The sequence below is a fragment of the Mucilaginibacter defluvii genome (assembly GCF_039543225.1).
Classification (GTDB): domain Bacteria; phylum Bacteroidota; class Bacteroidia; order Sphingobacteriales; family Sphingobacteriaceae; genus Mucilaginibacter; species Mucilaginibacter defluvii.
Genome location: NZ_BAABJI010000002.1, coordinates 1,139,931 through 1,155,201, shown reverse-complemented (window position 1 = coordinate 1,155,201; position 15,271 = coordinate 1,139,931). Strand labels below are relative to the sequence as shown.

At 46.2% G+C, this 15,271-nt stretch carries 8 protein-coding genes; 7 read left to right on the top strand and 1 reads right to left on the bottom strand.

Annotated features, from left to right (window positions below; all coding sequences use genetic code 11):
- The first annotated feature begins 48 nt into the window (after positions 1 to 48).
- The 4 genes from ABD960_RS11245 (at position 49) to uxuA (ending at position 4,546) form a co-directional block, all read left to right on the top strand.
- A complete protein-coding gene (locus ABD960_RS11245) occupies positions 49 to 1,236 on the top strand; it encodes an endo-1,4-beta-xylanase (protein WP_345331252.1) in 1,188 nt (395 codons plus the stop codon).
- 107 nt (positions 1,237 to 1,343) lie between these two features.
- Positions 1,344 to 2,459, top strand: coding sequence for a glycoside hydrolase family 43 protein (locus tag ABD960_RS11240; RefSeq protein WP_345331251.1), 1,116 nt, complete (start codon positions 1,344 to 1,346; stop codon positions 2,457 to 2,459).
- A 48-nt stretch (positions 2,460 to 2,507) separates the two neighbouring features.
- A complete protein-coding gene (locus ABD960_RS11235) occupies positions 2,508 to 3,320 on the top strand; it encodes an SDR family oxidoreductase (protein WP_345331250.1) in 813 nt (270 codons plus the stop codon).
- 32 nt (positions 3,321 to 3,352) lie between these two features.
- Entirely contained in the window at positions 3,353 to 4,546 is a 1,194-nt protein-coding gene (uxuA, locus tag ABD960_RS11230) for a mannonate dehydratase (protein WP_345331249.1), read from the top strand.
- A 24-nt stretch (positions 4,547 to 4,570) separates the two neighbouring features.
- On the opposite strand, the gene ABD960_RS11225 is transcribed toward uxuA, so the two are convergent.
- Positions 4,571 to 8,734, bottom strand: a complete 4,164-nt coding sequence (locus ABD960_RS11225) for a hybrid sensor histidine kinase/response regulator transcription factor (protein WP_345331248.1) — start codon at positions 8,732 to 8,734, stop codon at positions 4,571 to 4,573.
- Positions 8,735 to 9,021: 287 nt separating this feature from the next.
- Between ABD960_RS11225 and ABD960_RS11220 the strand changes: the two genes are divergently transcribed.
- The 3 genes from ABD960_RS11220 (at position 9,022) to ABD960_RS11210 (ending at position 15,268) form a co-directional block, all read left to right on the top strand.
- On the top strand, positions 9,022 to 10,980 hold the full coding sequence (locus ABD960_RS11220; RefSeq protein WP_345331247.1) for a family 43 glycosylhydrolase: 1,959 nt from the start codon (positions 9,022 to 9,024) through the stop codon (positions 10,978 to 10,980).
- Positions 10,981 to 10,982: 2 nt separating this feature from the next.
- Positions 10,983 to 11,834 (top strand): sialate O-acetylesterase, encoded by an 852-nt coding sequence (locus ABD960_RS11215; protein WP_345331246.1) that lies wholly within the window; start codon positions 10,983 to 10,985, stop codon positions 11,832 to 11,834.
- Between the two features lie 371 nt (positions 11,835 to 12,205).
- Positions 12,206 to 15,268: a SusC/RagA family TonB-linked outer membrane protein gene (locus tag ABD960_RS11210; RefSeq protein WP_345331245.1), complete on the top strand. Its 3,063-nt coding sequence runs from the start codon at positions 12,206 to 12,208 to the stop codon at positions 15,266 to 15,268.
- The last annotated feature ends 3 nt before the right edge of the window (positions 15,269 to 15,271 follow it).

The following is a 15,271-nucleotide window of genomic DNA, read 5'->3' as shown; positions in this document are numbered from 1 at the left end:
GGGTTTGGGTTTTAATCAACTTTACGGCCTATATCAACCAGTTACAGTATGATGAAATTCTGCGAAAAATCGCTTGTTAGTAAATTTGTAAAAAATATAACCCTTGTGTTCGCGCTTGGGAGTACACTTGCGTTAATGCAATATGTGTTGCCCAAAAAAGACGCTACAAAACCAAATGCAAAGGCGTTAGCTGCGGAAAAGGGACTGAAGGATTATTATCGTAATTATTTTACGGTAGGGGTGGCCGTTAATATGGCGGCGATACAGGGTGCCGAGGCCGATCTGATTAAAAAAGAATTTAACAGCATCACCGCGGAGAATGATATGAAGATGGGACCTATCCATCCGCAGGAAAATGTGTATGATTGGAGCCGCGCCGACGCTATCGTTGATTTTGCGGTAAAAAATAAAATACGCATACGTGGCCATAACTTGTTGTGGCATACCCAGGCCCCTGCCTGGATGTTTAAAGACAGCGAGGGCAACCAGGTTAGCAAAGCTGTTTTGCTTGCCCGCCTTAAAGATCATATTACCACGGTAGTTAACCGCTACAAGGGCAAAATTTACGCCTGGGACGTAGTTAATGAAGCCATAGACGATAACAAGGACACTTATTTTCGCAATACGCTATGGTACAAAATATGCGGCGAAGACTTTATTGCCAAAGCTTTTGAGTACGCCCACGCAGCCGACCCATCCGCAGCTTTGTATTACAACGATTACAATAGCGAGGATGAAGTAAAGCGCGAGAAAATATACAAGCTCTGCAAATCACTCAAAGATGCAGGCGTACCGATACATGGCATAGGTTTGCAGGGTCATTGGAAACTGAATGACCCCTCACCAGAAATGCTGCGTAAGGCACTTGACAGGTATGCCTCGCTTGGCTTAAAACTCCAGGTTACGGAATTGGATATCACCGTGAGAACCCGTTTTAAACCGGGAGCTCCTGCATTGCCGGCCGACTCCGGCCTGACGCCCGCACTGGCGCAGCAACAGGCAGACAGGTATGCCGAGATTTTTAAAATTCTGCGGGAGTACAAAGGAGTTATTACCAATGTTACCTTCTGGAATGTGTCTGATAAGCACAGCTGGCTCGATTTAAGGCGTGGCGGCCTTGCCGGTGGCGCCGCCGCGGGCGAAGTAACCAGCAGAAAAATTGTTAAAGCTTACCCATTGTTGTTTGATGAACAGCTCGGGCGTAAAAAAGCTTACTGGTCTGTAGTCAATTTTTAAAGGCTGAACATCTGTTGGCTTATTATAAACATTTGTTTTACTGATGTCGCAAACGCCCGGTTAAATTTGAACAACATTATCTCCTTATAATTTTCTATAAACCTATTATGTCAGTATTAAATAAAGTGCGTTTTGGTATGCCGTTATACCTCGCGGCTATCGGGGTGTTAATATCCTGCAACTCATCCAGTTCATCTGCCGGTAAAAATGATACTACCGCAACCGGGGCTGATACAATTGCGAAAGTGAAGTTTTTATCCCCGCCGCTTGTAAAAGATATTTACACTGCCGATCCGTCGGCACATGTGTTTAACGGTAAAATTTATATCTATCCTTCGCACGATTATGATGCAGGCATAAAAGAGAACGATAACGGCGACCATTTCGCGATGAAAGATTACCACATCTTTTCGATGGATAGCATTGGCGGGCCGATAACCGATCATGGTGTAGCGCTTGATGTAAAGGATATTCCGTGGGCGGGCAGGCAGCTTTGGGCGTCCGATGTTGCGTACAAGTCCGGTACCTATTACCTGTATTTTCCGCTTAAAAATAAACAGGATATCTTTCAGATAGGGGTGGCCACATCCGAAAATCCGGCCGGGCCGTTTAAAGCCGAACCCGAACCTATTACGGGCAGTTATAGTATTGACCCGGCTGTATTTACCGATACCGATGGCAAAACCTACATTTATTTCGGCGGTATATGGGGCGGGCAATTACAGCAATGGGCTAACGGCAAGCGGGTGAACGATTCAAAAACGGATCTAAAAAATGATGATGCTCCGGCACTATCGTGCAAGGTTGTTCAGCTAAAAGGGAATATGAAAGAGTTTGATGGCGCACCGAAGGATGCCCTTATACTGGATAGCCTGGGTAAGCCATTGCTGGGCAAAGATCATGACAGAAGATTCTTTGAAGGATCGTGGATGCATAAGTACAATAACAAATATTACTTTTCATACTCTACCGGCGATACGCATTTGCTTTGCTATGCCATTGGCGACTCGCCAATGGGGCCGTTTACGTATAAAGGCGTTTTCATGAAACCGGTTCAGGGGTGGACAACACATCATTCCATCATAGAATTTAAAGGTAAATGGTACATTTTTTACCATGATACCGAGCTGTCCGGTAAAACACATTTACGTAATATCAAAGTAACTGAGTTGACACATAATGCCGACGGTTCCATTGCCTTGATTGATCCCTTTGTTAAATAAGTTTTTAAGTAAGGGTATTGATGCATAGCCATTATTTACTTTTGGCAGATGGAGATGTTTTCGTTAAAAAATAAAGCTATTATAGTAACCGGGGGCACCGGAGTTTTGGGCGAGGCCTTTATAAATGGCATAGTTGATGCCGGGGGCGCTGTAGGTATACTCGGGCGTAACCGGGCAGTGGCAGAGCAAAGGGCGGCGGAAGTAATCAATCGAGGCGGCAGGGCGATAGCCTTGGTAGCCGATGTGCTTGACCAGGAAAGTCTTATTTTGGCAAGGGAAAAAGTGCTTGAAGCGTTTGGCCGTATTGATGGGTTGGTTAACGGCGCGGGCGGTAACAAACCTGCGGGTGTTATTAATCCGGCGGATGATATTTTTAAGCTGGATATGAATGGCCTGCGCGAGGTAATGGACCTTAATTTGTGGGGAACCATGCTACCTGTGCAGGTATTTGGCGAGGCTATGGCCAGCGGCGGACAGGGCAGCATAGTAAATATATCCAGCATGGCATCGCAAACGGTTATCAGCAAGGTGTTGGGCTACACGCTGGCAAAAACAGCCATAGATGCTTACACCCGGTGGTTCGCCGTGGAAACGGCCGCCCGTTACGGCGATAAACTGAGAATGAACGCGCTTGCACCGGGCTTTTTTATCACCGAACAAAATCGTAACCTGCTTACACAACCCGATGGCGGTTTTACCGCACGCGGGCAGGCGGTTATAAGGCAAACGCCGTTTAAACGTTTTGGCCAACCTGATGAATTGGTAGGTGCCTTGGTTTGGCTGTTGAGCGACGCATCAAAATTTGTTACCGGTACAGTTGTAAATGTGGACGGCGGCTTTGCTGTGAATAGCGGGGTATAGGGCATGCCTGAATTAAATAATCAACCTGTTATATGAATGTACAAAACCTGGAACAGACCTTCAGGTGGTTCGGTCCCGATGATCCCGTTGAGCTTTCGGCCATAATACAAACAGGCGCTACCGGCGTAGTTACCGCCCTTCATAATATTGAAGCCGGAGAAGTTTGGCAGCCGGAAGCTATTGCACAACGCAAGGCATTGATTGAAAAGGCTGGCCTCCGATGGTCTGTGGTGGAGAGTGTAAACATTCATGAAAGTATTAAAATAGCCTCGCCATTGCGCGACAGTTATATAGATAAATACATTAAAACGCTGCAGAACCTGGGCAAGGCAGGCATTAAAACGGTTTGCTATAACTTTATGCCGGTATTGGATTGGACGCGTACCCACCTGGATTACCGGCTGCCTAACAATGCATCCGCTTTGCGGTACCATGCACCGGCGGTTGCCGCGTTTGATCTATATGTCTTAGAACGTGAGGCCGCTCTCAAGGAGCATACGCTTGAGCAGCAACAAATAGCAAAAACCTATCTCAACGGACTTACCAACAATGAGCGCGACGTACTTGTGCGCACCATTATGGCGGGCTTACCCGGTACCGATAAAGTTTACACCATACCGGAGTTCAGGGAATATCTAAAAAAGTATGCATTTGTTGACGCTGAAGCTTTAAAAGCAAATCTTACCTATTTTTTGAAAGCTGTAGTACCCTATGCGGAGCAGGCCGGCATTAAATTATGCATTCATCCGGATGACCCGCCGTTCCCGATACTGGGGTTACCCAGGGTAGTGTCCACCGAGGATGATCTGCGTGATGTTATTAACGCTTATCCCTCCGCCAGCAACGGTATTACTTTTTGTACGGGATCACTTGGTGCCCGCGCAGATAATGATCTGCCTGGTATGATAGAACGATTGGGGGCGTATATCAACTTTCTGCATCTGCGCAACGTGCATCGTGAAAACGATGGCAGTTTTTATGAAGATGATCATCTGGCAGGCAGTACCGATATGTTTAAGGTAATGCAGGCCGTTATTAAAGAGCAGATAAAACGCGCAAAAGATGGACGTGAAGACGTATGTATACCTATGCGCCCAGATCATGGGCATAAAATACTGGACGACTTCAGGTATGATACATACCCCGGCTACTCGGTTATTGGCCGGCTAAAAGGCCTTGCCGAATTGCGGGGACTTGAAATGGGCATAAAGCGCAGCCTCATATAAAGTCTCTCCATAAGGGATTAGCTATTATGCATCCTGTAATTTGCGCTTCGCCTCAATATATTCCGACGGTACCATGTTGTATTTTTCTTTAAAAGCCTTGGTGAAATAATTCGGAGTGGAGAATCCGGTCTGGTAAGCAATCTGCGCTATATTCATGTCGCTTTTCTCGAGCAGAACGGCGGCCTTTTCCAGCTTAACCGACCTGATAAATTCAACCGGAGACATACCTGTAATGTCCAGCAGTTTTTTATACAATGAAACCCGGCTGATAACCAGCTCGCGGCTCAGGCCTTCAACAGAAAGCTGCGGATCGGTAAGGTTATGCTCAATATATTGCATCACCTTATTTAAAAACTTTTCGTTTTCTGATTCGATCACCACATTACCGGCCGTAACCTGTAACTGCCGCGAATAGGTTTCGCGCGCGTTGCGGCTGTAGGTTAAAAGATTCTTGATTTTTACCTCTAAAACCGCGAAATTGAATGGCTTGGTAATAAAATCGTTAACGCCCGATTCCAGCCCTTTTATCTGGTCGTTCTCCGCGTTGGATGCGGTAAGCAATATCATGGGTATGTGTAAAGTACGCTTGTCCGCCTTAAGCTTTTTGCCCAGTTCAATGCCATTCATCAGGGGCATGTTAATGTCTGACACGATCACATCCGGGTGGCGTGATAGCGCCATTTGCCAACCTTCTTTTCCGTTTGATGCTTCGTAAATGCGATAGTGCGCCTTCAGGTTATCTTTCAGGTAAAACCTGAAATCCTCGTCATCATCAATAATTAAAACAGAGGGCATGTTCACCAGTTCATCAGCTGGCAACTCGGCTGGTGCAGGCTCAACAACTGCAAGGGGTTCTATTGCAATAATTTTTGGATAAGGTGTCGCTGTTATTTCCACATCCGATTCGGCAACCCGCAGGGGTATCTCAAAAACAAAACGACTGCCTTTTCCCTGCTCGCTTTCCGCATAAATTTGTCCGTCGTGCATCTTTACAAATTCACGCGTAATGGACAGGCCAATGCCCGAACCCTGGTTTAAAATTGCAGGTCCGGTCTCCGTCTGGAAAAACCTGTCAAATACTTTTGCCAATACATCGGCCGGTATGCCTATTCCTGTATCAGTAACAGAGCAGACTACATTAACCTTGTCTGTACCATCCATTTCGTTAACAGCAAGTTCTACCGTTACAAGGCCACCTTCCTGCGTGAATTTAAAGGCGTTTGATAGCAGGTTGAAAAGTATACGCTCTACCTTATTGGCATCAAAATAAACATAAGCTTTGCGGTTGGGTGTTACAAACCTCAGGTTGATCTGTTTACGTTCTGCCAGGTCAGTAAACGAGTCTGTAACCTCGCGTATATATTGCACAATTTCGCCGCGGCCGAGTTTTAGCTTAAGTTCATCCTCTTCCATTTTCCTGAAATCGAGCAATTGGTTAACCAGGTTAAGCAAACGGCGGCCATTGCGCTTTATAAGCCCCAGTTGCCCGGTTAATTCAGGCTCCTTGATCTTATCCAACAGATTATCCACCGGCCCTACAATTAACGAAATCGGCGTACGGAACTCATGGCTCAGGTTGGTCAGGAATTTGATCTTAAGCTGATCCAGTTCGCGCGTGTGTTCAGCTTCGCGCCGCTGGCTTTCAATGGCTTGTTTGGCTTGCTGTCGTTCCTGTTGCAATGCGAACTGCGTTTTAAGCTTGCGTATACCCCTGTGCCTGATGTAAAACAAAAGCGCGAGGCCAGCCGCCAGGTAAGTAATAAACGCGTACACCGATAGCCAGAAGGGAGGTGCCACAATGATCCTGACCGTTCGGCCGGTATTGTTCCAGAGCCCGTCGTTATTGCTGGCTTTAACCTGAAACTCGTAAGTGCCCGGGTTAAGGTTGGTGTATGATGCGGTATGTTCTTTACCCGCGGTTATCCAGTCGCGGTTAAAACCGATCAGGCGGTATTTATATTTGTTTTGCTGCGAGTTGGTATAGTTAAGCGCCACAAAGCTGATGGAAAAACTTTGCCGGTAATCCAGGTGAATTTCTTTTGCCAGTAATATCGGTTCCTGTATGGGGCCTTTATCGGCCGGCATAACGCGTTTATTATCAACTTTAAGTTCAGTAAGCACAACAGGCGGAACGTTTTTATTCCTGTTCATGCCAAGCGGGTTAAAATGATTAAAGCCATCCTGGCCGCCAAAGTACAGTTCGCCGTTTGAATCGCGCAGGCCGGCACCGCGCACAAAGGGATTGTTCTGTAAGCCGTTGTGATGGGTATAATTAACAAAGCTTTTTATTCCCGCATCAAACGAGCTGATGCCCTGGTTGGTACTCAGCCACAGCCGGCCGTGGCTATCTTCCAGCAGTTTTTGAACCACGTCATTGGCCAGCCCGTCATTTTCAGAGTAGGTTACAAACTTATCCGACGCGGCATTAAGTAAGCTAAGCCCGCCGCCGCTGGTACCTGCCCAAATTCGCCCGCGGCTATCCTCGAGTATCGAGAGCACATAATCATTAGGTAAATTATTATTAGTTTTATTATAGAATTTAAATCGGCGGGTAGCCGGGTTCCAAACGGAAATGCCACCGCCAAATGTACCCACCCACATTTTACCCCGGCGGTCTTCCGCAAACGCCCTGATAATATTGTTTACCGGATATCGCGTATCATTAGGCCTGCTGAAGTCGTTGGTTATCTTGTCGATAACCTGTCGTTTAGGGTCGTAAATATTGATGCCGCCGCCGTTGGTGCCTATCCATATATTGCCCTTGCTATCTTCTTTAACACAAAAAATGTCGTTAAAATTCAGGTCGAGATTACCCGTGCCCTTCGTAAACTGTCGGTAGGCTCCGGTGGTGGGATTATAAGCAAAAAGTCCATCGAGGTATGTGCCGATCCACAACTGTCCGTTCTTCGCCATTTCAAGCGCTAATACGGCCATACCATGAGGCGTCCCGGCGCGTTTAGGCGTAATGTTGTTATGATCGAAAAGGCCGGTTTCGGGATGGTACAAATTCAAACCGCCACCATCTGTACCTATAAATATCCCTTTACCTTTCCATTCGGCAAACGAGGTTACTACCGAGGCGCTTAAACCCCTGTTATCAAAAGGGTTGCTTTCTTTTTTGCTGAAATAGCTGAAGTTTTTGTCGTACTTGTTTATCCCGCCCTGAAAAGTGCCCAGCCAATATATCCCCAGTTTGTCAATATAAATCGATCTGATTGACCTGCTCGACAGGCTGCTTTTGTCGCGTTTATCGGGCTTGTAAGTTGTAATCACGCCGGTCTCGGTATTCAGTATATCAAGGCCTTCTTCGGTCGCCAGCCAAAGATCATTGTTACTGCGGTCAGGCGCTATGGCATAAACAATATCGCTGCTTAAGCCGCCTTTAATATTATGGTTATGCTTTAAGTTGATAAAGGTTTTACCATCGCTGTTCAACTTGCTTAAGCCGCCTACGGTGCCAATCCACAAATTGTGTTTACTATCCTCGGCTATCGATAATACCAGGTTGGCTGCCAGGCTGTTTTTGTCGTTACCGTTATGTCCGTATAAAGTGAATGTTCCCGTTTTGCTATTGTAACGGTATAGGCCTCTGTCGGTGCCAAACCACATTTGCTGCCTGCTGTCTTTATACGCCGACAGAAATACCTTTGTAACAGGTTTTCCGGCCACGTTGATGCCGGTTGGTATGCGCTTAACTTTGCGTGTTGTAATATCAATGCTGAACAAGCCGTCGTAGCATCCAACCCATACATTATCATTGCCATCGCCGCATATTGATGTTACAGCGCCGCCGATAACATTGCCAGGCATCGAACTGAAATTGAAGAAAGAGTCGGCATTCCGGTTATACACGCTTAACGAACCACCGTTGGTGCCAACCCATAAAGTGCCACGCTTATCCTCATATAGCGCGGTTACATGGTTTGCGCCAATGCTCAATGAATCACCCGCCACGTAACGGTATATGCGGAAGTTGGTACCGTCAAACCTGTTCAACCCATCCTCGGTGGCAAACCATAAAAAGCCGTAACGGTCCTTAAGTATAGCGTATACCGTGTTTGATGATAAGCCATCCTTGGCTGTAAGGTTACTGAAGTTTAAGGGGTCGTTTTGAGCGCCGGAATAAAAAGGCGCGAAAAATAAAAATACAAACAACAGTATGGCGCGTGGCGCGGCTATCTTCATCATATTAGGGCGGCAGGGATGCCGGATTGGTTTTGATATATCTAAAATTAGCTATAAAACCCGAATGCCGAAAGTATCAAACGTGTTGCTTTTAATGCGGATAGATAGGTGGTTTTGGTGTAACTATCTTTTAATTAGATAATTGCGTTTATTTTGATAAAATGCGCTACTCTTTTACTTAACATTTGTGCTATAAAAAAAGACAATTGCAGTATCGCCGATATATGGTTAATGCCATTTTTGTTCATCAGTTAAAACCTGGCGCACAAATACCAAACCCCTGATAGTATATGAGTAATATTTGCCGGCTTGCAGCCGCTCTATGTTTATTTACGCTGAACCTGGCCGAAGTATCGGCGCAGCAATCCAAAAAAACAGATTCGTCGGCCTTTTATCAATCGGTTAAAACTTACGTAAACCCCGTTTTACCCGGTGATCACCCAGACCCAACTTTGTTAAAGGTAGGCGAGGATTTTTATCACTGCGGATCAACATTCCATTTTAATCCTTACCTGCCTATCTATCATTCAAAGGATCTGGTACATTGGGAAGTCATCAGCAGGGTTTTGCCTGCATCAAAGGCCGCCTGGGTAGGCGATAAGCCCTCAGGTGGAATATGGCAAGGCGCTATAACTTATTTTTATGGCAGTTACTGGATATATTTCTCGGCAGGCGGCCAGTGGTTTTGTAAAGCGCAATCTCCTAAAGGACCATGGTCGGCACCGGTTGAAGTAAAAACAAACGCTGTAACGGGTAACCTAGGTTACGATAATTCTATTTTTGTTGATGACGATGGTAAGCCTTACATGGTAATTAAAAACGGACAAAAAGTAAACCGCCTGCAGGCGCTTGGGCAAGACGGCCAGCTTACCGATACCGTGATTAACCTCGACTGGATAAACGCTAAGCTGCAATACAGTTGGGCGGAAGGCCCGGTAATGAGCAAACGCAATGGCTATTACTACTATTTTCCGGCGGGCGACGTATCGGGCGGGCAATATGTAATGCGGACTACGGCCTTAACTAGCGATTCTACAAAATGGGAGCGTTTGGGCGACTTCTTTAAGCCGATTACCGATGCGGCAGTGGGCTTTCGCAGGCCTAATCATATTTCCGCGCCGTTTATGCTGAACGACGGTACCTGGTGGACGATAGGGCAGAGCTACGAAAAATACGACAGGGATGATTGGTCTGGCACGGGCAGGCAAACGGGTTTGTACCAGGTGATATGGGAGGGCGACAGGCCTTGGGGTGTTGCGCCAACTACGCAGCCCCTGTTAATGCCAAATTTGCCTTATTCGGCCATTCCATGGCGTAGTGTAACCACCGATTATTTTGATGGCAATGAACTCGGGCTGTGGTGGCATTTTCTTACTAAAAAGGCATCGGCAAATTGTTCGTTGACAGACAGGAGGGGCTGGGTAAGGCTAAAGCCGGATACCACCCGTACGCACCTGATGCAAAAGGAAACCGACCATTTTTATACAGCAATTACCAGGGTGGAGCTTAACGCTACCGACACCGCAGCTAAAGCGGGCCTGTACTTAACCAACGGCAATCAGCGGGTAACTGTACGGCTGTATACTGGTTATGCCGATGGTAAGCAGATCATTTTCCGTACAGATTCAGTCACACAATCAATTACCAATACGTTTGGTGATGTGGTTTGGCTGAAAATTGAACGTAACGGGCATATGCTGCAGGCCTATTGCAGCGGTGATGGTGAAAATTGGGTAACTGTCGGGCGCACGGTAAGCGCGGTTAGTTTGGATAAAGTACAACCTAACTTTAACTCGTGGGTGGGCACCAGCCTGGGCTTATTTGCCGAAGGCAAAGCTGCTGACTTTGATCTGTTTATTTGTAAAGACGGCCTGTCGGCATTACCGGCGACTGGTTACAGTAATTATTTCGGGGTCAGAAAAATAAAAGGAGAAGTGGCAGACGGCGTCACCAATACATCAACCTATGGCGGTTGGTTAATGCTTTCAGGAGTTGAGTTTGGTAAACAGTCGCCCGCGGTGGCAGAATTAACAGCAACTGCCACCGGTAACGGCACTATAGAGGTTTGGATTGATGATTTGAAACATGGAAAATTGATTGCGAAAGTTCCGGTTACGTCAACCGCGGTAGCGAAAGTATTTAACGCCACAATAAAAAATGTTACCGGCCAGCATGACGTTTTCCTTAAATTCCCGACCGGAAAACCTGGACAGATCGTTATAAAAAGCATCAAATTTAAATCAAAGTAGAAATGCTTAAAATACTTAAGCTTGCAGGTTTATTTACCTTTATAATGTTTTCAGACCAAGCTATGGCGCAGGACCCGAAGATGTATATTTTTTTGTGTTTTGGTCAATCGAACATGGAAGGCAACGCAAAGTACGAGGCGCAGGACACTACTGTTGACAGCCGTTTCCGGGTACTGCAAGCCGTTGATTGCCCCGACAGGGGCCGCAAAAAAGGTAACTGGTACACCGCGGTACCGCCGCTTTGCCGTTGCAACACCGGCATCACACCTGCCGATTATTTTGGCCGCACACTTACTGCCAATCTGCCTAAGGATGTACGGGTAGGCGTAATTAACGTATCAGTAGGTGGCGCAAGGATAGAGCTTTTTAACCAGCAAACAAGCCCCGGCTATATAGAAACAGCCCCGGGCTGGATGAAAGCCATGGTGGCGGAGTACAATAATGATCCGTATGGGCGTTTGGTGGAACTTGCAAAGATCGCGCAACGTTCAGGTGTTATAAAAGGTATTTTATTACACCAGGGCGAATCAAACACGGGCGATACTTTGTGGACAAAAAAAATAAAGATTATTTACGATAGGCTAATAGCTGACCTTAATCTTAAGCCTAACCAGGTGCCATTATTGGCTGGTGAGATGCTGGGTGCAGACCAGGGCGGCATTTGCGCCGGCATGAACAGCATTATAAATACCTTGCCGCAGGTTGTACCTAATGCCTATATTATTCCCTCTGCCGGATGTAGTGCCGCTGCTGATAAGCTACATTTTGACGCTGCCGGTTACCGAACACTTGGCAGGCGTTACGGCGAAAAAATGCTTGCATTGTTAGGTTACAAGGTTAAGGGAAGCATGTAAAAAGCAAAGTTTTAGTTTAAATAGTTTAACCGGTCCGGTGGTAAAGAAAATCCTTTATCGCCGTGACCGGTTTTTTTGCTTACAGCATTTACTGAAAGACGTTTTTGAACATTAGTTATATAACATTTGTCAATTTGTTATACCTGTCAATACGCTTAAAATTGACCTTTGATATGTTTAAACGCAGGTAACTGTGGTTAAACCGCCAATTGTAAACCAGTTATTTTTATAAACCAATTTTCTCTGATTGTTCAGGCTAACCATTTTTATTATAGTCTGCAATCGATTGCGAAGTAAGATGGCATGTCGGTCAACCAATTTTTAGCAAGCCAATTTTATGAACTCATAAATGAACACCTCAACAAAAAATTATGAAAGAAAAACTACGAACATTTAAAAAGCCATCGCTGCTCTTGCTGCTGATGCTGCTCACGGGGATAAGCGCGTTTGCACAAACCAAAAAGATAACGGGCAAGATAGTAGATGAAAAAAATCAACCGTTGCCCGGCGCAACGGTTAAGGCACAATCCAGTAACGTATCAGCCGCTACAGATGCAAATGGTAATTTCAGCATTAATCTGCCGGCGGGCGAGCAAGCGGTTGTAGTGTCATTTGTGGGCTACGCCAATATGGTACAAACGTTAAACGGGCAGGATCAGCTTACCATAAAACTAAACCCCAACAGTAAAAACCTGGAAGATGTGGTGGTGATAGGTTACGGTGCCCAACGCCGAGAAGCGGTTACAGGCTCGGTGGCATCCATCGGTGGCGAAAAAATGCGCGAAGTACCGGCGCCAAATATCAGTCAGGCCATACAGGGCCGGCTTCCGGGTGTTGATATATCGCAAACATCAACACGCCCCGGGGCTACAACGCAGATACTCATCCGTGGCCAGCGCTCGTTAACCGCCAGTAATGACCCTTTGATTGTGCTGGATGGTATCCCGTTTGTAGGTTCACTGGCCGACATCAACCCTAACGATGTTAAAAGCATTGACATATTGAAGGATGCCTCGGCCACGGCTATCTATGGCTCGCGGGGTGCAAACGGTGTGATAATTATTACTACTAATCGCGGGCAGATGGGGGGCAACGCTAAAATTACGTATAATGCTTATTACGGCAGGCAGGAAATTTTTGCCCCTTACCCGATGATGAACGGATCGGAATTTGTAGCGCTGCGTAAAGCCGCCGGAAAATTTACCAACGGAGCCGATGAAGCTGATGACGTAAATATTGATTGGCAAAAGCTTTTATACAGAACGGGCACTGTTAACAGCCACGATGTCGGCGTATCCGGCGGGAGCCAAACCGGCAGCTATAATTTTGGCGGCGGTTATTATAAAAACGAGGCCGTAATACCAACCCAACAGTACACACGTTATTCGCTGCGCGGCTCAGTAGATCAGCAGGTTGCCAAAATTTTTAAAGTTGGATTTACAACCAATAACAACTATAACCTTACCGAGGGAAGCCAGGTAGGTATCTATGGTGCTTTGAGCAGTTCGCCTATAGCTAACCCCTATAATGCCGATGGCTCGATTAAACGAACCATAAAAATGCCGCAGGACGAAACGTATGTTTTAACCAAGGATATTGTAAATAATTTACAGGATCAATGGCTGAATGAAACCCGCGGATTTGCTACCTATAATTCACTTTACGGCGAAGCACAGATACCCTGGGTAAAGGGCTTGAAATATCGCGTTAATGTGGGTTTGGATTTTATACAGAACAACAATGGTAATTACACCGGACAAGGCATAAACAGCTCGGTACCAACTTCGCTATCGGTAGCCGGAGTAACCAATTCGCAAAACTATCATTGGGTGGTTGAAAACCTGTTGACCTATGACCGTACGTTTGCCGAAAAACATAATTTTAATGTGACGGCTCTTTACTCTGAGGAGCAAACTAAATACAACAGTTCCTCAATGTCGGCTAAAAATATTCCGTCAGACGCTTTTCAGTTTTATAACCTTGGCCAGGCAACCGGCGAAATTACCATCGGTAATGGCAATTATAGTTTGAGCGGCCTACGCTCATATATGGGGCGCGTAATGTATTCGTATGACGATAAGTATCTGATATCGGCTACGTTGCGTTCTGATGCTTCATCACGATTGGCGCCTGGTTATAAATGGCATACCTATCCGGCCGTATCATTAGGCTGGAATTTGAATAACGAATCATTTATGAAAGATGTTACCTGGCTTAACCGCGCTAAGGTGCGCCTGGGTTATGGCCAAACCTCTAACCAGGCTGTAAATGCCTATCAAACGCTTGGCGCCTTGAACACACGCCAGTATAATTTTGGCGAAACCAATTATGCCACCGGTTATTACGTAACCCAATTGCCTAATCCGGCACTGGGCTGGGAGTATTCTGAAAACTGGAACTACGGTTTAGATTTCACCTTATTTAATAACCGCTTATCCGGTACGGTTGAATACTATGTTAATAACACTAAAGACTTATTGCTGAGTGTGGGCTTGCCGCCAACCTCTGGCGTTAACAGCTATACCGCCAATGTGGGCAGAACACAAAACAAAGGCGTGGAGTTAAGCTTGAACGGCACCATCATCAACAACAAAAATGGCTGGACCTGGGATTTAGGTGTAAACATTTACGCAAACCGTAATAAGTTAGTCGCGCTTGCATCAGGCCAAACGAGGGATGAGGGTAACGGCTGGTTTGTAGGCCATAATATTAACTCCATTTTTGATTACGAGTACCAGGGCTTATGGCAGGAGGGCGACCCTTACCTGAACATACTGGAACCGGGCGGCAACGTAGGCATGATCAAGGTAAAATATACCGGTCCGGTTGATGCCAACGGCCAGCCAACACGCGCCATTGGCGCCGCCGACAGGCAGATCATCGATGTCGACCCTGATTTTCAGGGCGGCTTTAACACCCGTGTAGCTTATAAGGGTTTCGACTTTACCATGGTTGGTGCGTTTAAAAGCGGCGGTGTGTTAATCAGTACACTTTATGGATCAGGCGGATACCTGAATATGCTTACAGGTCGCCGTAACAACGTTAAGGTTGATTACTGGACGCCCGAAAACACGGATGCCCGTTATCCTAAACCGGGCGGCATCCAAAGTGGTGATAATCCTAAATACGGCAGCACCCTGGGTTATTTTGATGCATCATACCTTAAAATACGTACCATGTCGCTTGGCTATAACTTAGGTGAGTTACTGCCCAAGAGCTCAAAAATAAACATACGTACTTATTTCACGGTGCAAAATGCATTCGTGCTGTTCTCACCTTATCACAAGGAATCAGGCATGGATCCGGAAACGAACTCTTTTGGTAACGAGAACGCCGCCGTACCGCTGCCCGAATCACAACGGAGGTTCCTGACCATCGGCACCAACACGCCATCAACCCGTAATTTTATACTTGGTCTTAACGTAACATTCTAAAAC

Excerpts from the sequence above, each read along its gene's own strand:
- ABD960_RS11240 (WP_345331251.1), top strand. The coding sequence starts at position 1,344 with ATGTCAGTATTAAATAAAGTGCGTTTTGGTATGCCGTTATACCTCGCG.
- ABD960_RS11220 (WP_345331247.1), top strand. The coding sequence starts at position 9,022 with ATGAGTAATATTTGCCGGCTTGCAGCCGCTCTATGTTTATTTACGCTG.
- uxuA (WP_345331249.1), top strand. The coding sequence starts at position 3,353 with ATGAATGTACAAAACCTGGAACAGACCTTCAGGTGGTTCGGTCCCGAT.
- ABD960_RS11210 (WP_345331245.1), top strand. The coding sequence starts at position 12,206 with ATGAAAGAAAAACTACGAACATTTAAAAAGCCATCGCTGCTCTTGCTG.
- ABD960_RS11235 (WP_345331250.1), top strand. The coding sequence starts at position 2,508 with ATGGAGATGTTTTCGTTAAAAAATAAAGCTATTATAGTAACCGGGGGC.
- ABD960_RS11215 (WP_345331246.1), top strand. The coding sequence starts at position 10,983 with ATGCTTAAAATACTTAAGCTTGCAGGTTTATTTACCTTTATAATGTTT.
- ABD960_RS11245 (WP_345331252.1), top strand. The coding sequence starts at position 49 with ATGATGAAATTCTGCGAAAAATCGCTTGTTAGTAAATTTGTAAAAAAT.
- ABD960_RS11225 (WP_345331248.1), bottom strand. The coding sequence starts at position 8,734 with ATGATGAAGATAGCCGCGCCACGCGCCATACTGTTGTTTGTATTTTTA.